Here is a 14,392-nt window from a genome sequence, read left to right as displayed (position 1 = left end):
TCAGAGACAATAACCGATTGGCGGGGCCTTATGTTATGACGGACAGTGAATGGGTACTGCCCTGAAAAATGCGGACACGCGCTTGCCGGGTGGAGCCGCTTCGCCAGGTACGTTGATGGCGCGTGTACGATGGTTTCGCCGGCAACGGCAGGAGAAGGCAAGCCCCTGCATAAATCACCGAAGATCGTTAACCTTAACCGCCTTTTTTAGTTACATATTATATTCTATAGACTTACTATTTTTTGCGCTTTATCCAACAACAGAATACACCCATGAACAACGACAATCAACTCAGCAGACGTCAGGTCATTGGCGGCCTTAGCGGAGGCTTAGCCGCGGTAATAGCTACACCGGCACTGGCCGTTGCCGGCACAACCGACGAGGCAACCACGGCGCCTGCCGCTTTGGTAGACCCAACCAAGAATTACCCGAAGCCACCGTTTAAAGCCCAGCCACAGCCCTGGCCCGGTTTAGCCAGTAAGATGGACCCCAGACCCGACCATGGCGAAACGAGCTACAAGGGGTCGGGACGGCTGGCCGGTCGGAAGGCGCTGATCACGGGCGGTGATTCAGGAATGGGTCGGGCAGCGGCCATTGCCTATGCCCGTGAAGGGGCCGACGTGGCGATCAACTACCTGCCTGCCGAGGAACCTGACGCCAAGGAAGTAGTAGCGCTGATCAAAGCAGCCGGGCGGAAAGCGATTGCCATTCCGGGCGATATTCGCGACGAGGCGTTTTGCAAGCGGCTGGTCGACGAGGCTGTAAAAGGGTTAGGCGGCCTGGATATTCTGGTCAGCAACGCGGCACGGCAGCAACAGCGGGAGTCGATTCTGGATCTGTCGTCGGAGGATTTCGATGCCACCATGAAGACCAATATCTACGCACCCTTCTGGATCATCAAAGCGGCACTGCCACACATGCCAGCTGGTTCGGCGATCATCGGGACAACCTCCGAGCAAGCCTACGATCCGTCGGCAAACCTGTATGATTACGCCCAGACGAAGGCCGCTACCACGAGTTTCGTGAAGTCGCTGGCCAAGCAGTTGGGTCCAAAAGGCATTCGGGTGAATGGCGTAGCACCAGGCCCTATCTGGACGCCCCTGCAACCCAGCGGTGGTGCCACACAGGAGAAGGTAAAAACCTTCGGTGGCGATACGCCCCTGGGCCGACCCGGCCAACCCGCCGAACTGGCGTCGATCTACGTGCAGCTGGCGGCAAGTGATGCCAGCTACGCCAACGGTCAGGTGTACGGTGCTGCGGGCGGAAACGGGCAACCCTGATTCAATTTCGCCGGGTACGTTGCTTTGTGTAGGCACATGCCGCAACAACGTACCCGGCGTAACAACGCTTAGCTATTGGCTTGCTGAAAGCGATAGAGGTAAGGCGCTTTGTTGGCTGCACCCGTAAACTTCTTTTCGAGCCGTTCCAATACGTTTAAATCCAGCATCTTTTTCTGGAAATTATTCCGGGGAAAGGGCTTGTCGAAAATAGCTTCGTAGAGTTCCTGCAACTCTTTCATGGTAAAAGTCTCGGGAAGCAGGTTGAAGGCGATCAACTTCTGGTCGAGATTCAGCCGGAGCGTTTCCAGCGCCTGGGTCACCAATTCGTTATGATCCATGATCAACGTCGGCAATGCGTTGACTGGGTACCACTCAATCGACACGTCGATGTCATTTTTACGGGGAATCACCTTATTGATGTCGACCAGAGCGTAGTAGCCGATCGATACAAACCGGCGAGTAACCCACTCTACTTCTTTTCGGTTGAGCCACTTCTCGCCCAGTTTATCCTGATTGAGTTCAACGATCCGTTTCAGCACCTGAGCGTTGCTGCGCTCGGCATCGCCAAATACCCTGAACTGATCCAGGTACACGTTGCTGATCCCCGTTCGTTCTACTAAAATCCGACGGGCAGCCGGACCAATTCCCTCCTCCTGCCCAATAAAACCGGCGGGCAACGCCCAAAAATCACCCTTGAAGTCGAGTTTGGGCACCAGCACTTTCAGTTGTTTGTCGTGGTATCCGAAAATGACGCAGTCAATCGATAGCTGTTGAATGTAGTTCTGTTCGCTCGGAGATTTCATGGTGGGTACGTGTACGACTGGTAATTAATCGACCCGCAAAGATAGACAGGCGTTGAGTTAGGGACTCTGGATTGATTAACTGGCTTAATGTCCCTCCAGATGGCACCAGAGCAATACAAAATTGCATAAATTTTATTGTCTAAAAAATAGACAATAAAATCAGTTCGTCTTTATCTTTGTGCAAATGAGTACACAATCCCAATCAAAATGCGCGAAAACTCCTTCCGAATTAGCCTGTTAGCGTTGAGTCTGTGGCTGTTCACCCAGACAGCCATAGCTCAGGTAGCCAAACGCTCGGCGTTGGTCTTCAGTAAAACAGCTGCTTTCCGGCACGAATCCATCACTGCTGGGAAAAAAGCCCTGGCCAGTATGGCGGCCGATAAAGGCTTCGAGGTACGTTTCACGGAAGATGCGTCCCAGTTTACTGAATCGAACCTGAAGCGGTACAACACCGTCATTTTCCTAAGCACAACCGGCGACGTGCTCAACCCCGAGCAACAGGCGGCCTTCGAGCGCTACATTCAGGCGGGTGGCGGCTATGTGGGCGTTCACGCGGCGACCGATACTGAGTACGAATGGCCCTGGTACGGCAAGCTGGCGGGGGCTTATTTTCTGGATCACCCCTCGACGCCCAGCAACGTGCAGAAAGGAAAATTCATCGTTAAGCTCAAGAACCACTGGGCCACCAAAGGCATGCCCGACGAGTTTGAACGGGCCGATGAGTTCTACAGCTTCAAAGACATATCGACCAACATCAATGTGGTGCTGACGATCGACGAGACGAGCTACGTCGGTGGTAAAAACCCGGACTTTCACCCCATTAGCTGGTACCAGGAATTCGACGGGGGACGGTCGTTTTATACCGCCATGGGCCACACCAACGAATCGTTTGCCGAGCCGTTGTTTCTGAACCACCTGTGGGCGGGCATCAATTACGCCATGGGAGGTGACGCACCCAAACCGCTCGATTACGCCAAAGCCCGGCCTGAAGAAAACCGGTTCACCAAAGCCGTTCTGGCCGAGAAACTGGACGAGCCTATGGAACTGACCGTACTAGGCGACGGCCGGGTACTATTCATTCAACGCAAAGGCGAGGTGCGGCTCTACAACACGAAAGCCAAGGAGCTGAAGACCATTGCCAAATTACCGGTCAGCACCAAGTACGTCAGCAAAGAAGGCAAAGAATCAATGGGCGAAGATGGGCTGATGGGGTTGAGCAAAGACCCGAACTTTGCCCAGAACCACTGGATTTACCTGTATTATTCAGACCCCAAAGAGGCGAAAAATGTACTGGCCCGCTTTGACCTGAAAGGCGACGAGCTGGTGATGGCATCGCAGAAAGTCCTGCTCGACATACCGACACAGCGCGAAGAGTGCTGCCATACCGGCGGCTCGATTGCCTGGGACCGCTCGGGCAACCTCTACCTCTCGACTGGCGACAACACCAACCCACACGGCTCTAACGGCTACAGCCCCAGCGACGAGCGCGACGGACGCAGCGCATGGGACGCCCAGAAATCATCGGCCAACACCAATGACCTGCGCGGCAAAATCATTCGCATCAAACCCCAGGCCGACGGCACCTACACGGTTCCCGAGGGCAATCTGTTTCCTAAAAGCGACAAAACACGGCCCGAGATTTACACAATGGGTCACCGCAACCCGTTCCGGATTTCGGTCGATCAGAAGACCGGTTACCTCTATTGGGGCGAAGTCGGCCCGGATGCCGCCAAGCCGAACGCCGACCGGGGTGCCGCTGGCCACGACGAGGTAGGGCAAGCCCGGAAAGCCGGCAATTTTGGCTGGCCACATTTTGTGGGCGACAACAAGGCGTATACGAAATACAACTTTGCAACCGAAAAATCGGGGGAGAAATGGGATGCTAACGCCCCCACCAACACCTCGCCTAACAATACGGGTCTGACGGTGTTGCCTGCAGCACAAAAAGCGTTTATCTGGTATCCCTACGACGCTTCACCTGAGTTTCCGCTGGTTGGCGGGGGTGGCCGCAACGCCATGGCTGGCCCTGTTTATTACGCCGACGCATTCAGCAAAGCGGCCCATGCCTTCCCCGCTTACTACAATGGCAAACTGTTGACCTACGACTGGATGCGCGGCTGGATCATGTCCGTAACAATGGATAAAGATGGCAATTACAAGTCGATGGAACGGTTCATGCCCAGCTACAAATTCTCGAACCCGATGGATATGGAGTTTGCCGATAACGGTGATCTCTACATGCTGGAATACGGATCGGGCTGGTTCACAGCCAACGATGATGCCCGGCTGATTCGGATTGAATACAACGGCAGTAACCGCAATCCGCAGCTTCAGGTGGCCACTAGTAAGATGGGAGGCTCGGTACCGTTGACGCTGAAACTTACCTCGAAAGGAACGGTTGACCCGGATGGTGATGCCCTGACGTACACCTGGAAGATCAGTTCTAAGAACGGGTTCAACAAACAGATCAGCACGCCCGACGCCAACCTGACGCTGGCCAAAGCAGGGGTATACAAAGCGGTGCTGACCGTCAACGATGGCAAAGGCGGCACCACGTCGCAGTCGATCGATATCACAGCGGGCAATGAAGCGCCCGTGCTGGCGGTTGACATGAGCGGCGGTAACCGGTCGTTTTTCTCGCCGAACAAGCCATTCAATTACGCGGTGAAGGTGAGCGATAAGGAAGATGGCACACTTGGCAAAGGCATCGACCCCGAGCAGGTAGCCGTTACTATCGATTACCTAGCCGAGGGTTTTGACAAGGTAGCTATCGCCCAGGGGCACCGGTCGGCCGACGCCACCGCTCTGTTTGCCAGCGGTAAGAAGTTGATCGAAGCCAGCGACTGTAAGGGGTGCCACAGCATTGCCAAGAAGTCGATCGGGCCAGCCTATATGGACGTAGCTAAAAAGTACACCGGCGATCAATCGGCCGTGGAGCGGCTCACCAAAAAAGTAATTGCCGGGGGTAGCGGCGTCTGGGGCGAAACAGCCATGGCGGCCCACCCACAACTATCTACGGCCGACGCAGCCGACATGGTGAAGTACATTCTGAACATTGCCAGCACCAACGCCGGTAGCGGTTCACTGCCCGTAACCGGCACCTACACCGCTAAAACCAAAACCGACGACAAAGGGAAGGGCGTGTACATTGTGCGGGCACTTTACGAAGATCGGGGCGCTGAAGGGTTGCCTTCACTCCGGTCTGAGCAAACGTATGTCCTCCGGAACACCACCATCGATGCACACGGGTTCGACACGTATGACAATGTGAACAAGATGTCCTTCAGCGGGAATAACCTGGCTATTCCAGGCAGTTCAGGTGCCTATATGGTCATGAAACAGGTAGACCTGAGCGGCATAAAAGCAATCAATGTGATGGCCTCTGCTCCCAAACCGCAGTTGAACGCCAAAGGAGGCAAGGTGGAGCTACGCCTGGGCAGCCCTACCGGAAAACTGATTGGTGAATCGCGATTCCTGGAGGCAACCGACAAGATGGACTTCAACCCCGCACAATTAACAATTCCGGTTAAAATGCCTGAACCGGTTGATGGCGCACTGCACGATATATACCTCGTCTTCGTCAACCCGAAAGATCCGCTCGGCAGCCTGATGGTCGTAATGGGCGTCAATGTTGAACTGGACAACGGCAACCAGTAAGTCAATTAATTTCCCCCTTTCGTTAACCTAGTCTAAACCCCGATTACAATGAAAAAAGTAAGCCTTATTCTGTTCTTTCTCGTTCTCGGCCTGGCCGGCAGCAGCTTTGCCCAGACAACGACAACTGCCACACCTGCCGACTTTTATGCCGGCAAATGGGAGGTCGCTATTGCTGGTACGCCCATGGGGGATGTGAAACTAGTGGCCGATCTGGTGCGCAAGGATGGAAAGCTGACCGGCGACCTGCTCAATACAGCTGATGCCGCCAGCGGAAAGCGGCCAATCACGAAGGTGGACGAAAGTGCCGATAAGCTGGTGCTGTACTTCAACTCAGAGCAGGCGGGCGAACTGGCCATTGAGCTGAAAAAGGTGGACAACGATACCCTCAAAGGCATGCTGATGAGTTTTGACGCCGCCGCCAAACGCATGAAATAGGTGCCGTAAAGTCGTTCGGTAGACCAGAACCTCCCGTTACATGGCCTTAACCGCCAAACGGGAGGTTTTTTTGTGCAGTTTATCAGGCAACGACAACGACTCTCCGATTCCGCCTCCTTTTGTTAGGCTGGCCCATTCACCCCCCAGAATTGGCACCTGTTCCCCTTCCCTCCCTGTGTTTGGCTCCGTAGGTTTGCAGCAACAACTAGCACAACTACGATGCGAACGCTCAAACTACAGGTACAGGCAACGGTCGACGGGTTTATGGCCGGCCCAACTGGTGAAATGGATTGGTTAACGGTTAACTGGACCGATGATATCGGTCAGTATGTGGCCGCCATTACTGAACCGGTCGACACCATTTTGCTGGGCCGAAATCTGGCGCAGGGTTTCATTCCCCACTGGGCCACCAATCCCGAACTGCCTGGAGCCGACAAGATTAATAGCACCCATAAAGTTGTCTTCACCAAAACCCTCGATACGTCGCCCTGGGAACGTACCCGTCTGGCAACCGGCGACCTGGCTGCTGAAATCAACGCGCTGAAAAATGAACCAGGGGGCGACATGATCGTTTACGGTGGCGGCACGTTCGTAGCGTCGCTAATCAAAGCCGGACTGATCGACGAGTTACACCTGTTCATAAATCCAGTGGCACTTGGTACTGGCATGGCTATCTTCAACGGACTGGATACGAAACAGAACCTGACGTTGGTGAGGTCGATGGCTTTCGAGTGTGGTATTATCGTACTTTGTTACGAACCAAAACGAGCGTAGTCCCACTGCCAGTGTCGCAACACCGATCACTGGCGAAGTGCCCTGGGTACGTATAGTACTGGATTGATCAGGGCCAGTAAGCGTTAACGATCCTGGCCGACGTACCCAGCAACAATCCGGCGAACCAACGGTAATTCTGTTGATCGAAAGGCCAGACAGGGTCGACATACGGCTTGACTTTGGTCAACTGGGAGAGCGTGGATGCACTATGGCTACAAGACACAAAGCGGCAGACCAGTGAGTCCAGCTGTTCACATTCACCAATTGGCTATGAACCAGTACGAGCAACTTCGCCAGCGACTAAGTGACTTTACGCCCCTGACAGACGATCAATGGGACCGCTTTTCATCGATCGTCGAGCCAGTAGCGTACGCCAAAAATGCCTTTCTGGTCGAAGCCGGCCAGGTAGAGCAGCACATCTATTATCTCGTGGAAGGCATGGTACGTCTGGCGCTGAACCAGGATGGTAAAGACATATCGATCGACTTCGTATTCAGCCAAAATCTGTTTTCGGCCTATTCGTCCTTTCTGAGTCAGCAGCCCAGCGCCTTCAACGTTCAAACCCTGACGGATGTACGGGTGTTGCGCTTTAGCCGTACTCATCTCCTTTCCCTGTACGACGAATCGCACCAGGCCGAACGCATCGGGCGGCTAATTGCCGAGCAGGCATTTCTGCGGAAAACCAGCCGGGAAGTATTGTTTCTGACCAGCACGGCTAGGCAGCGTTACGTTCAACTGCTGGATCAGAATCCACAACTCGTTCAGTTGATTTCAGTAAAGCATCTGGCGTCTTATCTGGGCATCGAACCCGAAAGCCTGAGCCGTATCCGACGAAGCGTCTGATTTCCTAACATTTGTTAGTGGATACGCGGCAGACAGCCCAGACTTTTGTGCAGTACACGAACACTGACGCACTATGGCATTTTTTCTGGGGTTAGTATCGATCGCGGCGCTTCTCTTCGGCATAGGCTGGGTTACACAAAGCGACTATCTGATGGCTGTTCAAACCGATATGCAACTGGCGGCTTCGGTCATGTTTACGGTGGTAGGCATATCACATCTGCGTAGACCGGGCCAACTGACCTACATGATTCCATCAGTTGTGCCCAAGCCACTTCTGATGGTGGTGGTATCGGGCGTAGCCGAAATCCTGTTGAGTATCGGCCTGCTGTTTCCGGCTACTCGTGGTTGGTCGGCCTGGGGACTGATTTTACTACTGATTGCTTTATTTCCAGCCAACATTAACGTAGCGGTCAATAATCTGCCACCGCCGGGTGGTCTTCCAGCCCAGCCCTGGTACATCTGGTCTCGCTTGGCGTTTCAGCCGTTGTATATCCTCTGGATTTATTATGCAGTCTGGGGCACAACTTTCTGAATAGAAATACAATTGAGTTCAGTAGCCAATCAGCCGGAGGCATCCGCGCCCACAAAAGGATAAATATGCGGCCATTTTAGTGCTGAACGGCCCCGTAAAGTTGGGTGCGCCTACGTGATTGCAGTAACTTGGGCGCATGAAGTATGTCCTGCTGGGGCTCCTGGCCTCTTTTTCACTAGCTACGTTAAGTAGTGCCCAGTCTGTATCAGGTACAGCTCGCCCCGGAGAAGCGGGGTTGCCACGCATCGCCATTGCCGGTTTAGGCATCGAATCCAGTACGTTCTCGCCCGCCGTTACCCACGAAGCTGCTTTTCATGCCCGCTACAGTGGCGAGGTGTTCAGCGCCTACCCGTTTATGATGGGCGCGGCCCCCTTACGCAAACAGGCGAAGTGGTTTCCAACCGTCGTGGGCAAATCGCTGCCCGGGGGTATCGTGGCACGGGAAGCCTACGAATCGCTGGTAGGTAAGTTGCTCGATTCACTGAAAAAATATACGCCATACGACGGTCTTTACTTCGATATCCACGGCGCCATGAGCGTGCAGGGACTCGACGATCCTGAGGGTGATCTGATCACCCGTATAAGAAACGTAGTCGGCTATAAAACGTTGATATCTACGTCGATGGACCTGCACGGCAACGTGTCGGAGCGGCTGGCCCGGAACACCGACCTGATGACCTGCTATCGGATGGCACCCCACGAAGACGCCATGCAGACCAAAGAACGGGCCGTTACCCACCTGCTCGAACGGCTCAGAAATGGCAAAGGCAAACCCGCCTACAAAGCCTTAATTAACGTACCTGTTCTGTTACCCGGCGAAAAAACCAGCACCCGTATCGAACCAGGTAAAAGCCTGTACCAACAGGTTACACCACTGGCCGATCAGCAGCCGGGCGTGGTCGACGCGAGCATCTGGATTGGCTACGCCTGGGCCGACGAACCCCGCAACCACGCCGCCGTGATGGTGGTGGGCGACGACAAAACGAAAGTGACCCAGACGGCCGAGAAACTGGCCCGCGACTTCTGGAACGCACGCAATCAGTTCGACTTTGTGGCGCCCACAGGTACGTTGGACGACGTGCTTACGAAAGCCATTGCCAGCCCCAAACACCCATTCTACATCAGCGACACCGGCGACAACCCAACGGCAGGCGGAGCGGGCGACGTCACCTGGACCATCACTCAGATCCTGAAACGCCCTGAATTTCAAAAACCAACCGGTCCGTCACTGATCTATGCATCAATTCCCGACCCTGCGTTTATCAGAAAAGCGATGGCGGCCGGTGTTGGCGGACAGGTAACAGGACAAGCCGGAGCGATGGTTGATCATCGGTTTGCGCCGCCCGTTCCGCTCACCGGAACGGTTACGTCCATTGTCAAAGGCGATAAAGATGCCGAGGTAGAGGTTGTGGTGAAGGTGGGTAGCGTCAGCGTGATCGTCACACAGAAGCGGAAGCCTTACCACGAAGAGAAAGACTTCGTCCGCCTCGGCCTCAACCCACGCACGGCCGACATTGTGGTAGTCAAAATTGGCTACCTCCAGCCCGAACTGTACGACATGCAGAAAGACTGGATCATGGCCCTGACGCCCGGCGGCGTTGACCAGGACCTGTTCCGGCTCCCCTACAAACGCATCGAACGCCCCATGTTCCCCTTCGATAAGGACATGAAGACACCGGATCTTTCAGCCAAACTGATTCCACTGTCAGGTACGTCGAAATAACCGGTGTTGCCTGACAGTTCACCAAAGCGGCGTATTACAAGTAGCCGCCTTCAAGCAAGGTTATCGCAATGCCAGTCGGTAAAAACGTTTGAGTTGACAGCCTCTGAAGATAGCTGGAAGCCGCTGGTATATGTCTAATCCATTGGCCATACACCAGTGGCTTCTAACTGGCTACACCCCCAGTAATCAGGTGCAGAAGGTGCACGTTCTGGGCGGTTAGCATGCTAAATGGCTCTCGTTATTCAGACACTAGTTGATTTAGCTTATTCCGCCACGATAAAGCTGGTAGATTCGTTCAGTGACGCTCTTTATGTAACCGATTGCATAAAGTTTAAGGTGGTGGCTTTCAGCCCACCGCAACTTCGCTTCCTAACTACCCGAACGACTATGCCTAACTACCTGGCTTTGCTTCTTGCCTTGTGCCTACCCTACCTGGGCGTTGCCCAATCAGCTGCTGTTGACAGTAGCAAGTACTTACCCCTGAAGACCTTCACTACCACGCAGGATCATGCCAATATGATGCAGCAACTGGGCATCAAAGCACTAAGGCCCGGTCCGAGTGGCAATGAATCTGACCCCAACCACGCTAACTATGACGAAGCCGGGGCTAACCCCTGTCCGCAATTGCCCGACGTGCTTACCACCCGGAGCGGTAAGAAGGTAACAACGGCCGACCAATGGTGGAAACAGCGCCGCCCCGAGCTGATCGACGACTTCGAACGGGAAATGTATGGCCGGATTCCCAAGAACGTACCCAAGGTGACCTGGATCACGAAGGTGACCGATAACGAATTTGTTGGCCGTACGCCAGTCATTGCCAAGCAGTTGATCGGCCGGGTCGATAACAGCGATTATCCGCTGGTCAACGTCAACATCAACATGGTGCTGGTCTTACCCCAAAACGTGAAAGGACCCGTTCCGGTCATGATGATGCTGGGTTTCCCGTCGTTGCCTGCCCCCGCCCAGCCTTCTCCTGCTGATCTGGAAAAGATCAACGTCGCTTTCAAAGAGATGATGATCAAGAGTGATCCAAGCATGAAGGCCATCTTTGATCGGTACCCAGCCTACATGCCCATCACACGCCTAGCAGGTCCCGGCTTCTTTGCGCCCCCCGTCAATGGCGACTCACCACCCACCGAACAACTGTTGGCAGCGGGCTGGGGCTATTGCACCATTGAGCCGGGCAGCATCCAGGCCGACAATGGAGCCGGGCTTACCCGGGGTATCATTGGCCTCGTCAATAAGGGGCAGCCTCGCAAACCCGACGACTGGGGTGCCTTAAGAGCCTGGGCCTGGGGCGCATCCCGTGCGCTTGATTACCTGGAGACCGAACCGCAGGTAAACGCCAAACAGGTTGGTATTGAGGGCGTATCTCGTTACGGGAAAGCAGCACTAGTCACCATGGCCTTCGATCAGCGGTTTGGCATGGTGCTCATCGGCTCGTCGGGCAAAGGCGGCACAACGCTGCATCGACGGGTGTTCGGCGAAGCCGTTGAGAGCCTCACCAGCAGTGGCGAGTATCACTGGATGGCAGGTAATTACCTGAAGTACGGAACCGAAGAATCATCCTTCGGCCGTAAAACGGGCTGCGACCTCTCGGTCGACTCGCACGAACTGCTCGCCCTGTGTGCGCCGCGCCCCACTTTCGTCAGCTACGGTATTCCGGAAAAAGGTGACGCCAAATGGCTCGATCAGGTAGGTAGTTACAAAGCCACCATCGCCGCCGGACCCGTATTCAAGCTGTTGGGTGCCAAAGACCTGGGCGTGAGCAATGATTACGACACCGAGAAAATGCCGCCTATGCAGACTCCGCTGACCGATGGCGACCTGGCCTGGCGACAACATAACGGTGGCCATACCGACGCGCCAAATTTTCAGTACGTCATCCCCTGGGCAAACCGGGAGTTGAAATACGAACGTACCGCCAAGTAATGCCAGCGTACCTATCGAATGGACTGCTTACTTCTTTGAAATACACCCTATTACACCTACTTTCGACCTGGTAATCAAGCTGTTCTTACCCTTCATCCTGTTCCTATATGAAAAAACTACCTGTTGTACTCGCCACTGGCGTTGCCGGGCTCCTGTTATTGGCCGCTACGACCCGCTCTATCCAGTCTCCAAACGGATTCGTGACGGGCACCCCAACGATTCGGTCGATCAATGCGCTTACGTTTGGGCCTAATGGTGTACTGTTCGTGGGCGATGGACGCAGCGCCACCGTATTTGCCATCGACACGAAGGATACGAATCCGGTCGAGAAAGCCAATTCGGTCGAGATCAAGAATATTGACCAGAAAATAGCCGCCTTGCTGGGTACAGATGTCGCCAACATCACGATTCAGGATATTGTCGTTAACCCAATTTCGAAGACGGTTTACTGCGCCGTTCAGCATAGCGATGGTACACCGGTACTGCTCAAAATCGAGGGCGACAAGCTGACGCCGGTCTCCCTGAAAGAGGTGAGCTACTCAACCGTTGCGCTGACGAATGTGGCGGCTGAAGATGCCAAAAATCAGCGGGGCGAGTCGTTGCGGATCTCGTCTATCTCAGATATGGGGTTTGCCGATGGTAAACTGCTCGTAAGCGGCCTGTCGAACCAGGAATTCGGCTCAACGTTCCGGAGCATTCCGTTCCCGTTCACCAACGTGCAGGATCAGAGTTCGCTGGAAATCTACCACGCGGCGCACGCCAAATACGAGACTATGTCGCCTATCCGCACGTTTACTACAACCGAGATCAAAGGCAAAAAATACCTGCTGGCCAGCTACACCTGCACACCGCTGGTCTTGTTTCCGATGGACGAACTGAAAGCCGGCAAACACGTGAAAGGCCGGACCGTGGCTGAAATGGGAAGCGGCAATTCACCGCTAGACATGGTTATGCTGAAGAAAGGAAATGAGTCGTTTCTGCTCATGGCCAATTCGAGCCGCCCCGTGTTTAAGGTGAAATACAAAACCCTGGAAGACTACCAGGGTTCGCTCACGACACCGGTAACCGAAAATTTTGCCACGGCGGGCGTCGATTTCGTGTCGCTGCCGCTGACCAACGTGCTCCAGATCGACAAACTGGATGACAGCCGGATGGTGCTGATTCAGCGTCGTTCGAATGGGAGCCTTGACCTTTGGACATCCAGTGACCGGTATTTGTAATCACCGCCCGCAGGGGTTCATCAGGCTATACATCGCGTATAGCCTGATTTTTTTTGTGGCCTGCCTGCCCGCCTGCCGCCCCGCTGCCGACACCGGTCTTACGATCAATTGGAAAGACAAACGCGCGACCAGCCTAACGATTCCAGACCAGCCCGCAGCCCGCCTTCCCGATGATTCACTCCCGCACCTGCTAACCGTACGGCTAGCGGGGCAACAGACAGCTATTGCCGGGTCGTATGAACGAACGGCGAGTGGCATTCGCTTTGAACCGCTGGTGCCGTTTACGCGAGGCCAACGGTATACCGTCTGGCTACGAAATAACCAGTTGTACGAACTGACCATTCCGGCACTGAACGCTGCCGACAAACCCGTGTTGCAGGCCATTTACCCGGGCACCGATTCTGTACCGGCAAATCTGCTTAAAATCTATTTCCGTTTTTCACGGTCCATGCGCGAAGGTCAGTCGGCCAGGTACGTTGCTCTGTTGGATGCAGCCGGAGAAACCCTGCCCAACGTGTTTCTGGATCTGCAGCCCGAGCTTTGGAATGCCGACCGAACCATGCTGACCCTCTGGCTCGATCCCGGCCGGATCAAGCGCGACCTCCAACCAAACAAGCGGCTAGGTGCCCCCCTGAACAGCGGCGGTCAGTATCGGGTAGTTGTTTCCCCCAACTGGACCGATGCGCTGGGTGCCCCTTTGGGTAAACCTACTACCAAGTCGTTGACGGTCATTCAGCGTGACAGCTTATCACCCGTAGTAACTAGCTGGTCAATTCGTGCTCCCAAGTCAGGCACCCTACAACCATTAGTGGTCGCTTTCGGTGAACCGCTCGATTATTATTTGCTCACCGAAACACTACAGGTGCTGCGGGCAGATGGCACCGCCGTTCCAGGTACGTGGCAGATTGGTCAGAACGAGACACAAAGCCAGTTTACCCCAACTCTCGGCTGGACCGCCGGTCGCTACCGGCTTCGCATCGAAAACCGGCTCGAAGACCTGGCCGGCAATAACCTCAACCGCCCGTTCGACCGCGATATAACGCAGCGCCGCCGGCCCGACGATGGGCATGCCTACAAGGAAGTTGCTTTCATAGTGAGCAACTAGCAACAAGTAGAGCTGAGCATGCTGCCATGTACGCTAATTCCCGAAAACCCTTTCCAGTCAGCACCGGTTAGGTTGAACATTCAAAAGA

General features: G+C 54.6%; 11 protein-coding genes. 10 read left to right on the top strand and 1 reads right to left on the bottom strand.

The genetic code is table 11. The annotated features are described in order from the left end of the window. Positions 1 to 272 precede the first annotated feature (272 nt). Positions 273 to 1,280 carry an SDR family oxidoreductase gene (locus F7231_RS18485; RefSeq protein WP_085414152.1) on the top strand — a complete coding sequence of 336 codons (1,008 nt, stop codon included), beginning with the start codon at positions 273 to 275 and terminating at the stop codon, positions 1,278 to 1,280. A 68-nt stretch (positions 1,281 to 1,348) separates the two neighbouring features. Here the strand turns inward: F7231_RS18485 and F7231_RS18480 are convergent, their stop codons facing one another. Continuing rightward, positions 1,349 to 2,083, bottom strand: coding sequence for an NUDIX hydrolase (locus F7231_RS18480; protein ID WP_166693018.1), 735 nt, complete (start codon positions 2,081 to 2,083; stop codon positions 1,349 to 1,351). A 207-nt stretch (positions 2,084 to 2,290) separates the two neighbouring features. On the opposite strand from F7231_RS18480, the gene F7231_RS18475 reads away from it, so the two are divergent. The 9 genes from F7231_RS18475 (at position 2,291) to F7231_RS18435 (ending at position 14,304) form a co-directional block, all read left to right on the top strand. Further along, positions 2,291 to 5,740 (top strand): ThuA domain-containing protein, encoded by a 3,450-nt coding sequence (locus tag F7231_RS18475; RefSeq protein ID WP_166693017.1) that lies wholly within the window; start codon positions 2,291 to 2,293, stop codon positions 5,738 to 5,740. Positions 5,741 to 5,788: 48 nt separating this feature from the next. Further along, positions 5,789 to 6,175: a hypothetical protein gene (locus F7231_RS18470; protein WP_085414155.1), complete on the top strand. Its 387-nt coding sequence runs from the start codon at positions 5,789 to 5,791 to the stop codon at positions 6,173 to 6,175. A gap of 219 nt (positions 6,176 to 6,394) precedes the next feature. Continuing rightward, on the top strand, positions 6,395 to 6,949 hold the full coding sequence (locus F7231_RS18465; protein WP_166693016.1) for a dihydrofolate reductase family protein: 555 nt from the start codon (positions 6,395 to 6,397) through the stop codon (positions 6,947 to 6,949). Positions 6,950 to 7,219: 270 nt separating this feature from the next. Next, on the top strand, positions 7,220 to 7,792 hold the full coding sequence (locus F7231_RS18460) for a Crp/Fnr family transcriptional regulator (protein WP_166693015.1): 573 nt from the start codon (positions 7,220 to 7,222) through the stop codon (positions 7,790 to 7,792). A gap of 73 nt (positions 7,793 to 7,865) precedes the next feature. Beyond that, positions 7,866 to 8,324 (top strand): DoxX family protein, encoded by a 459-nt coding sequence (locus tag F7231_RS18455; protein WP_166693014.1) that lies wholly within the window; start codon positions 7,866 to 7,868, stop codon positions 8,322 to 8,324. Between the two features lie 136 nt (positions 8,325 to 8,460). Beyond that, positions 8,461 to 10,047, top strand: a complete 1,587-nt coding sequence (locus F7231_RS18450) for a M81 family metallopeptidase (protein WP_166693013.1) — start codon at positions 8,461 to 8,463, stop codon at positions 10,045 to 10,047. Positions 10,048 to 10,434: 387 nt separating this feature from the next. Continuing rightward, the gene (locus F7231_RS18445) at positions 10,435 to 11,979 is read left to right on the top strand and encodes a glucuronyl esterase domain-containing protein (RefSeq protein WP_166693012.1); all 1,545 of its coding nucleotides are present in this window, start codon (positions 10,435 to 10,437) and stop codon (positions 11,977 to 11,979) included. A 107-nt stretch (positions 11,980 to 12,086) separates the two neighbouring features. Then, positions 12,087 to 13,199 (top strand): hypothetical protein, encoded by a 1,113-nt coding sequence (locus F7231_RS18440; protein WP_166693011.1) that lies wholly within the window; start codon positions 12,087 to 12,089, stop codon positions 13,197 to 13,199. After that, the gene (locus tag F7231_RS18435) at positions 13,156 to 14,304 is read left to right on the top strand and encodes an Ig-like domain-containing domain (protein WP_229370108.1); all 1,149 of its coding nucleotides are present in this window, start codon (positions 13,156 to 13,158) and stop codon (positions 14,302 to 14,304) included. The genes F7231_RS18440 and F7231_RS18435 overlap by 44 nt, the downstream gene beginning before the upstream one ends. Positions 14,305 to 14,392: the final 88 nt, after the last annotated feature.

It is taken from the genome of Fibrivirga algicola (genome assembly GCF_011742925.1).
GTDB classification, from domain to species: domain Bacteria; phylum Bacteroidota; class Bacteroidia; order Cytophagales; family Spirosomataceae; genus Fibrella; species Fibrella algicola.
The sequence above is the reverse complement of the archived record's forward strand: the minus strand, read 5'-3'. Positions and strand labels throughout refer to the sequence as shown.

Coding starts and splice junctions, on each gene's coding strand:
- F7231_RS18440 (WP_166693011.1), top strand. CDS start 12,087: ATGAAAAAACTACCTGTTGTACTCGCCACTGGCGTTGCCGGGCTCCTG.
- F7231_RS18470 (WP_085414155.1), top strand. CDS start 5,789: ATGAAAAAAGTAAGCCTTATTCTGTTCTTTCTCGTTCTCGGCCTGGCC.
- F7231_RS18445 (WP_166693012.1), top strand. CDS start 10,435: ATGCCTAACTACCTGGCTTTGCTTCTTGCCTTGTGCCTACCCTACCTG.
- F7231_RS18455 (WP_166693014.1), top strand. CDS start 7,866: ATGGCATTTTTTCTGGGGTTAGTATCGATCGCGGCGCTTCTCTTCGGC.
- F7231_RS18460 (WP_166693015.1), top strand. CDS start 7,220: ATGAACCAGTACGAGCAACTTCGCCAGCGACTAAGTGACTTTACGCCC.
- F7231_RS18485 (WP_085414152.1), top strand. CDS start 273: ATGAACAACGACAATCAACTCAGCAGACGTCAGGTCATTGGCGGCCTT.
- F7231_RS18465 (WP_166693016.1), top strand. CDS start 6,395: ATGCGAACGCTCAAACTACAGGTACAGGCAACGGTCGACGGGTTTATG.
- F7231_RS18435 (WP_229370108.1), top strand. CDS start 13,156: ATGGGAGCCTTGACCTTTGGACATCCAGTGACCGGTATTTGTAATCAC.
- F7231_RS18450 (WP_166693013.1), top strand. CDS start 8,461: ATGAAGTATGTCCTGCTGGGGCTCCTGGCCTCTTTTTCACTAGCTACG.
- F7231_RS18480 (WP_166693018.1), bottom strand. CDS start 2,083: ATGAAATCTCCGAGCGAACAGAACTACATTCAACAGCTATCGATTGAC.
- F7231_RS18475 (WP_166693017.1), top strand. CDS start 2,291: ATGCGCGAAAACTCCTTCCGAATTAGCCTGTTAGCGTTGAGTCTGTGG.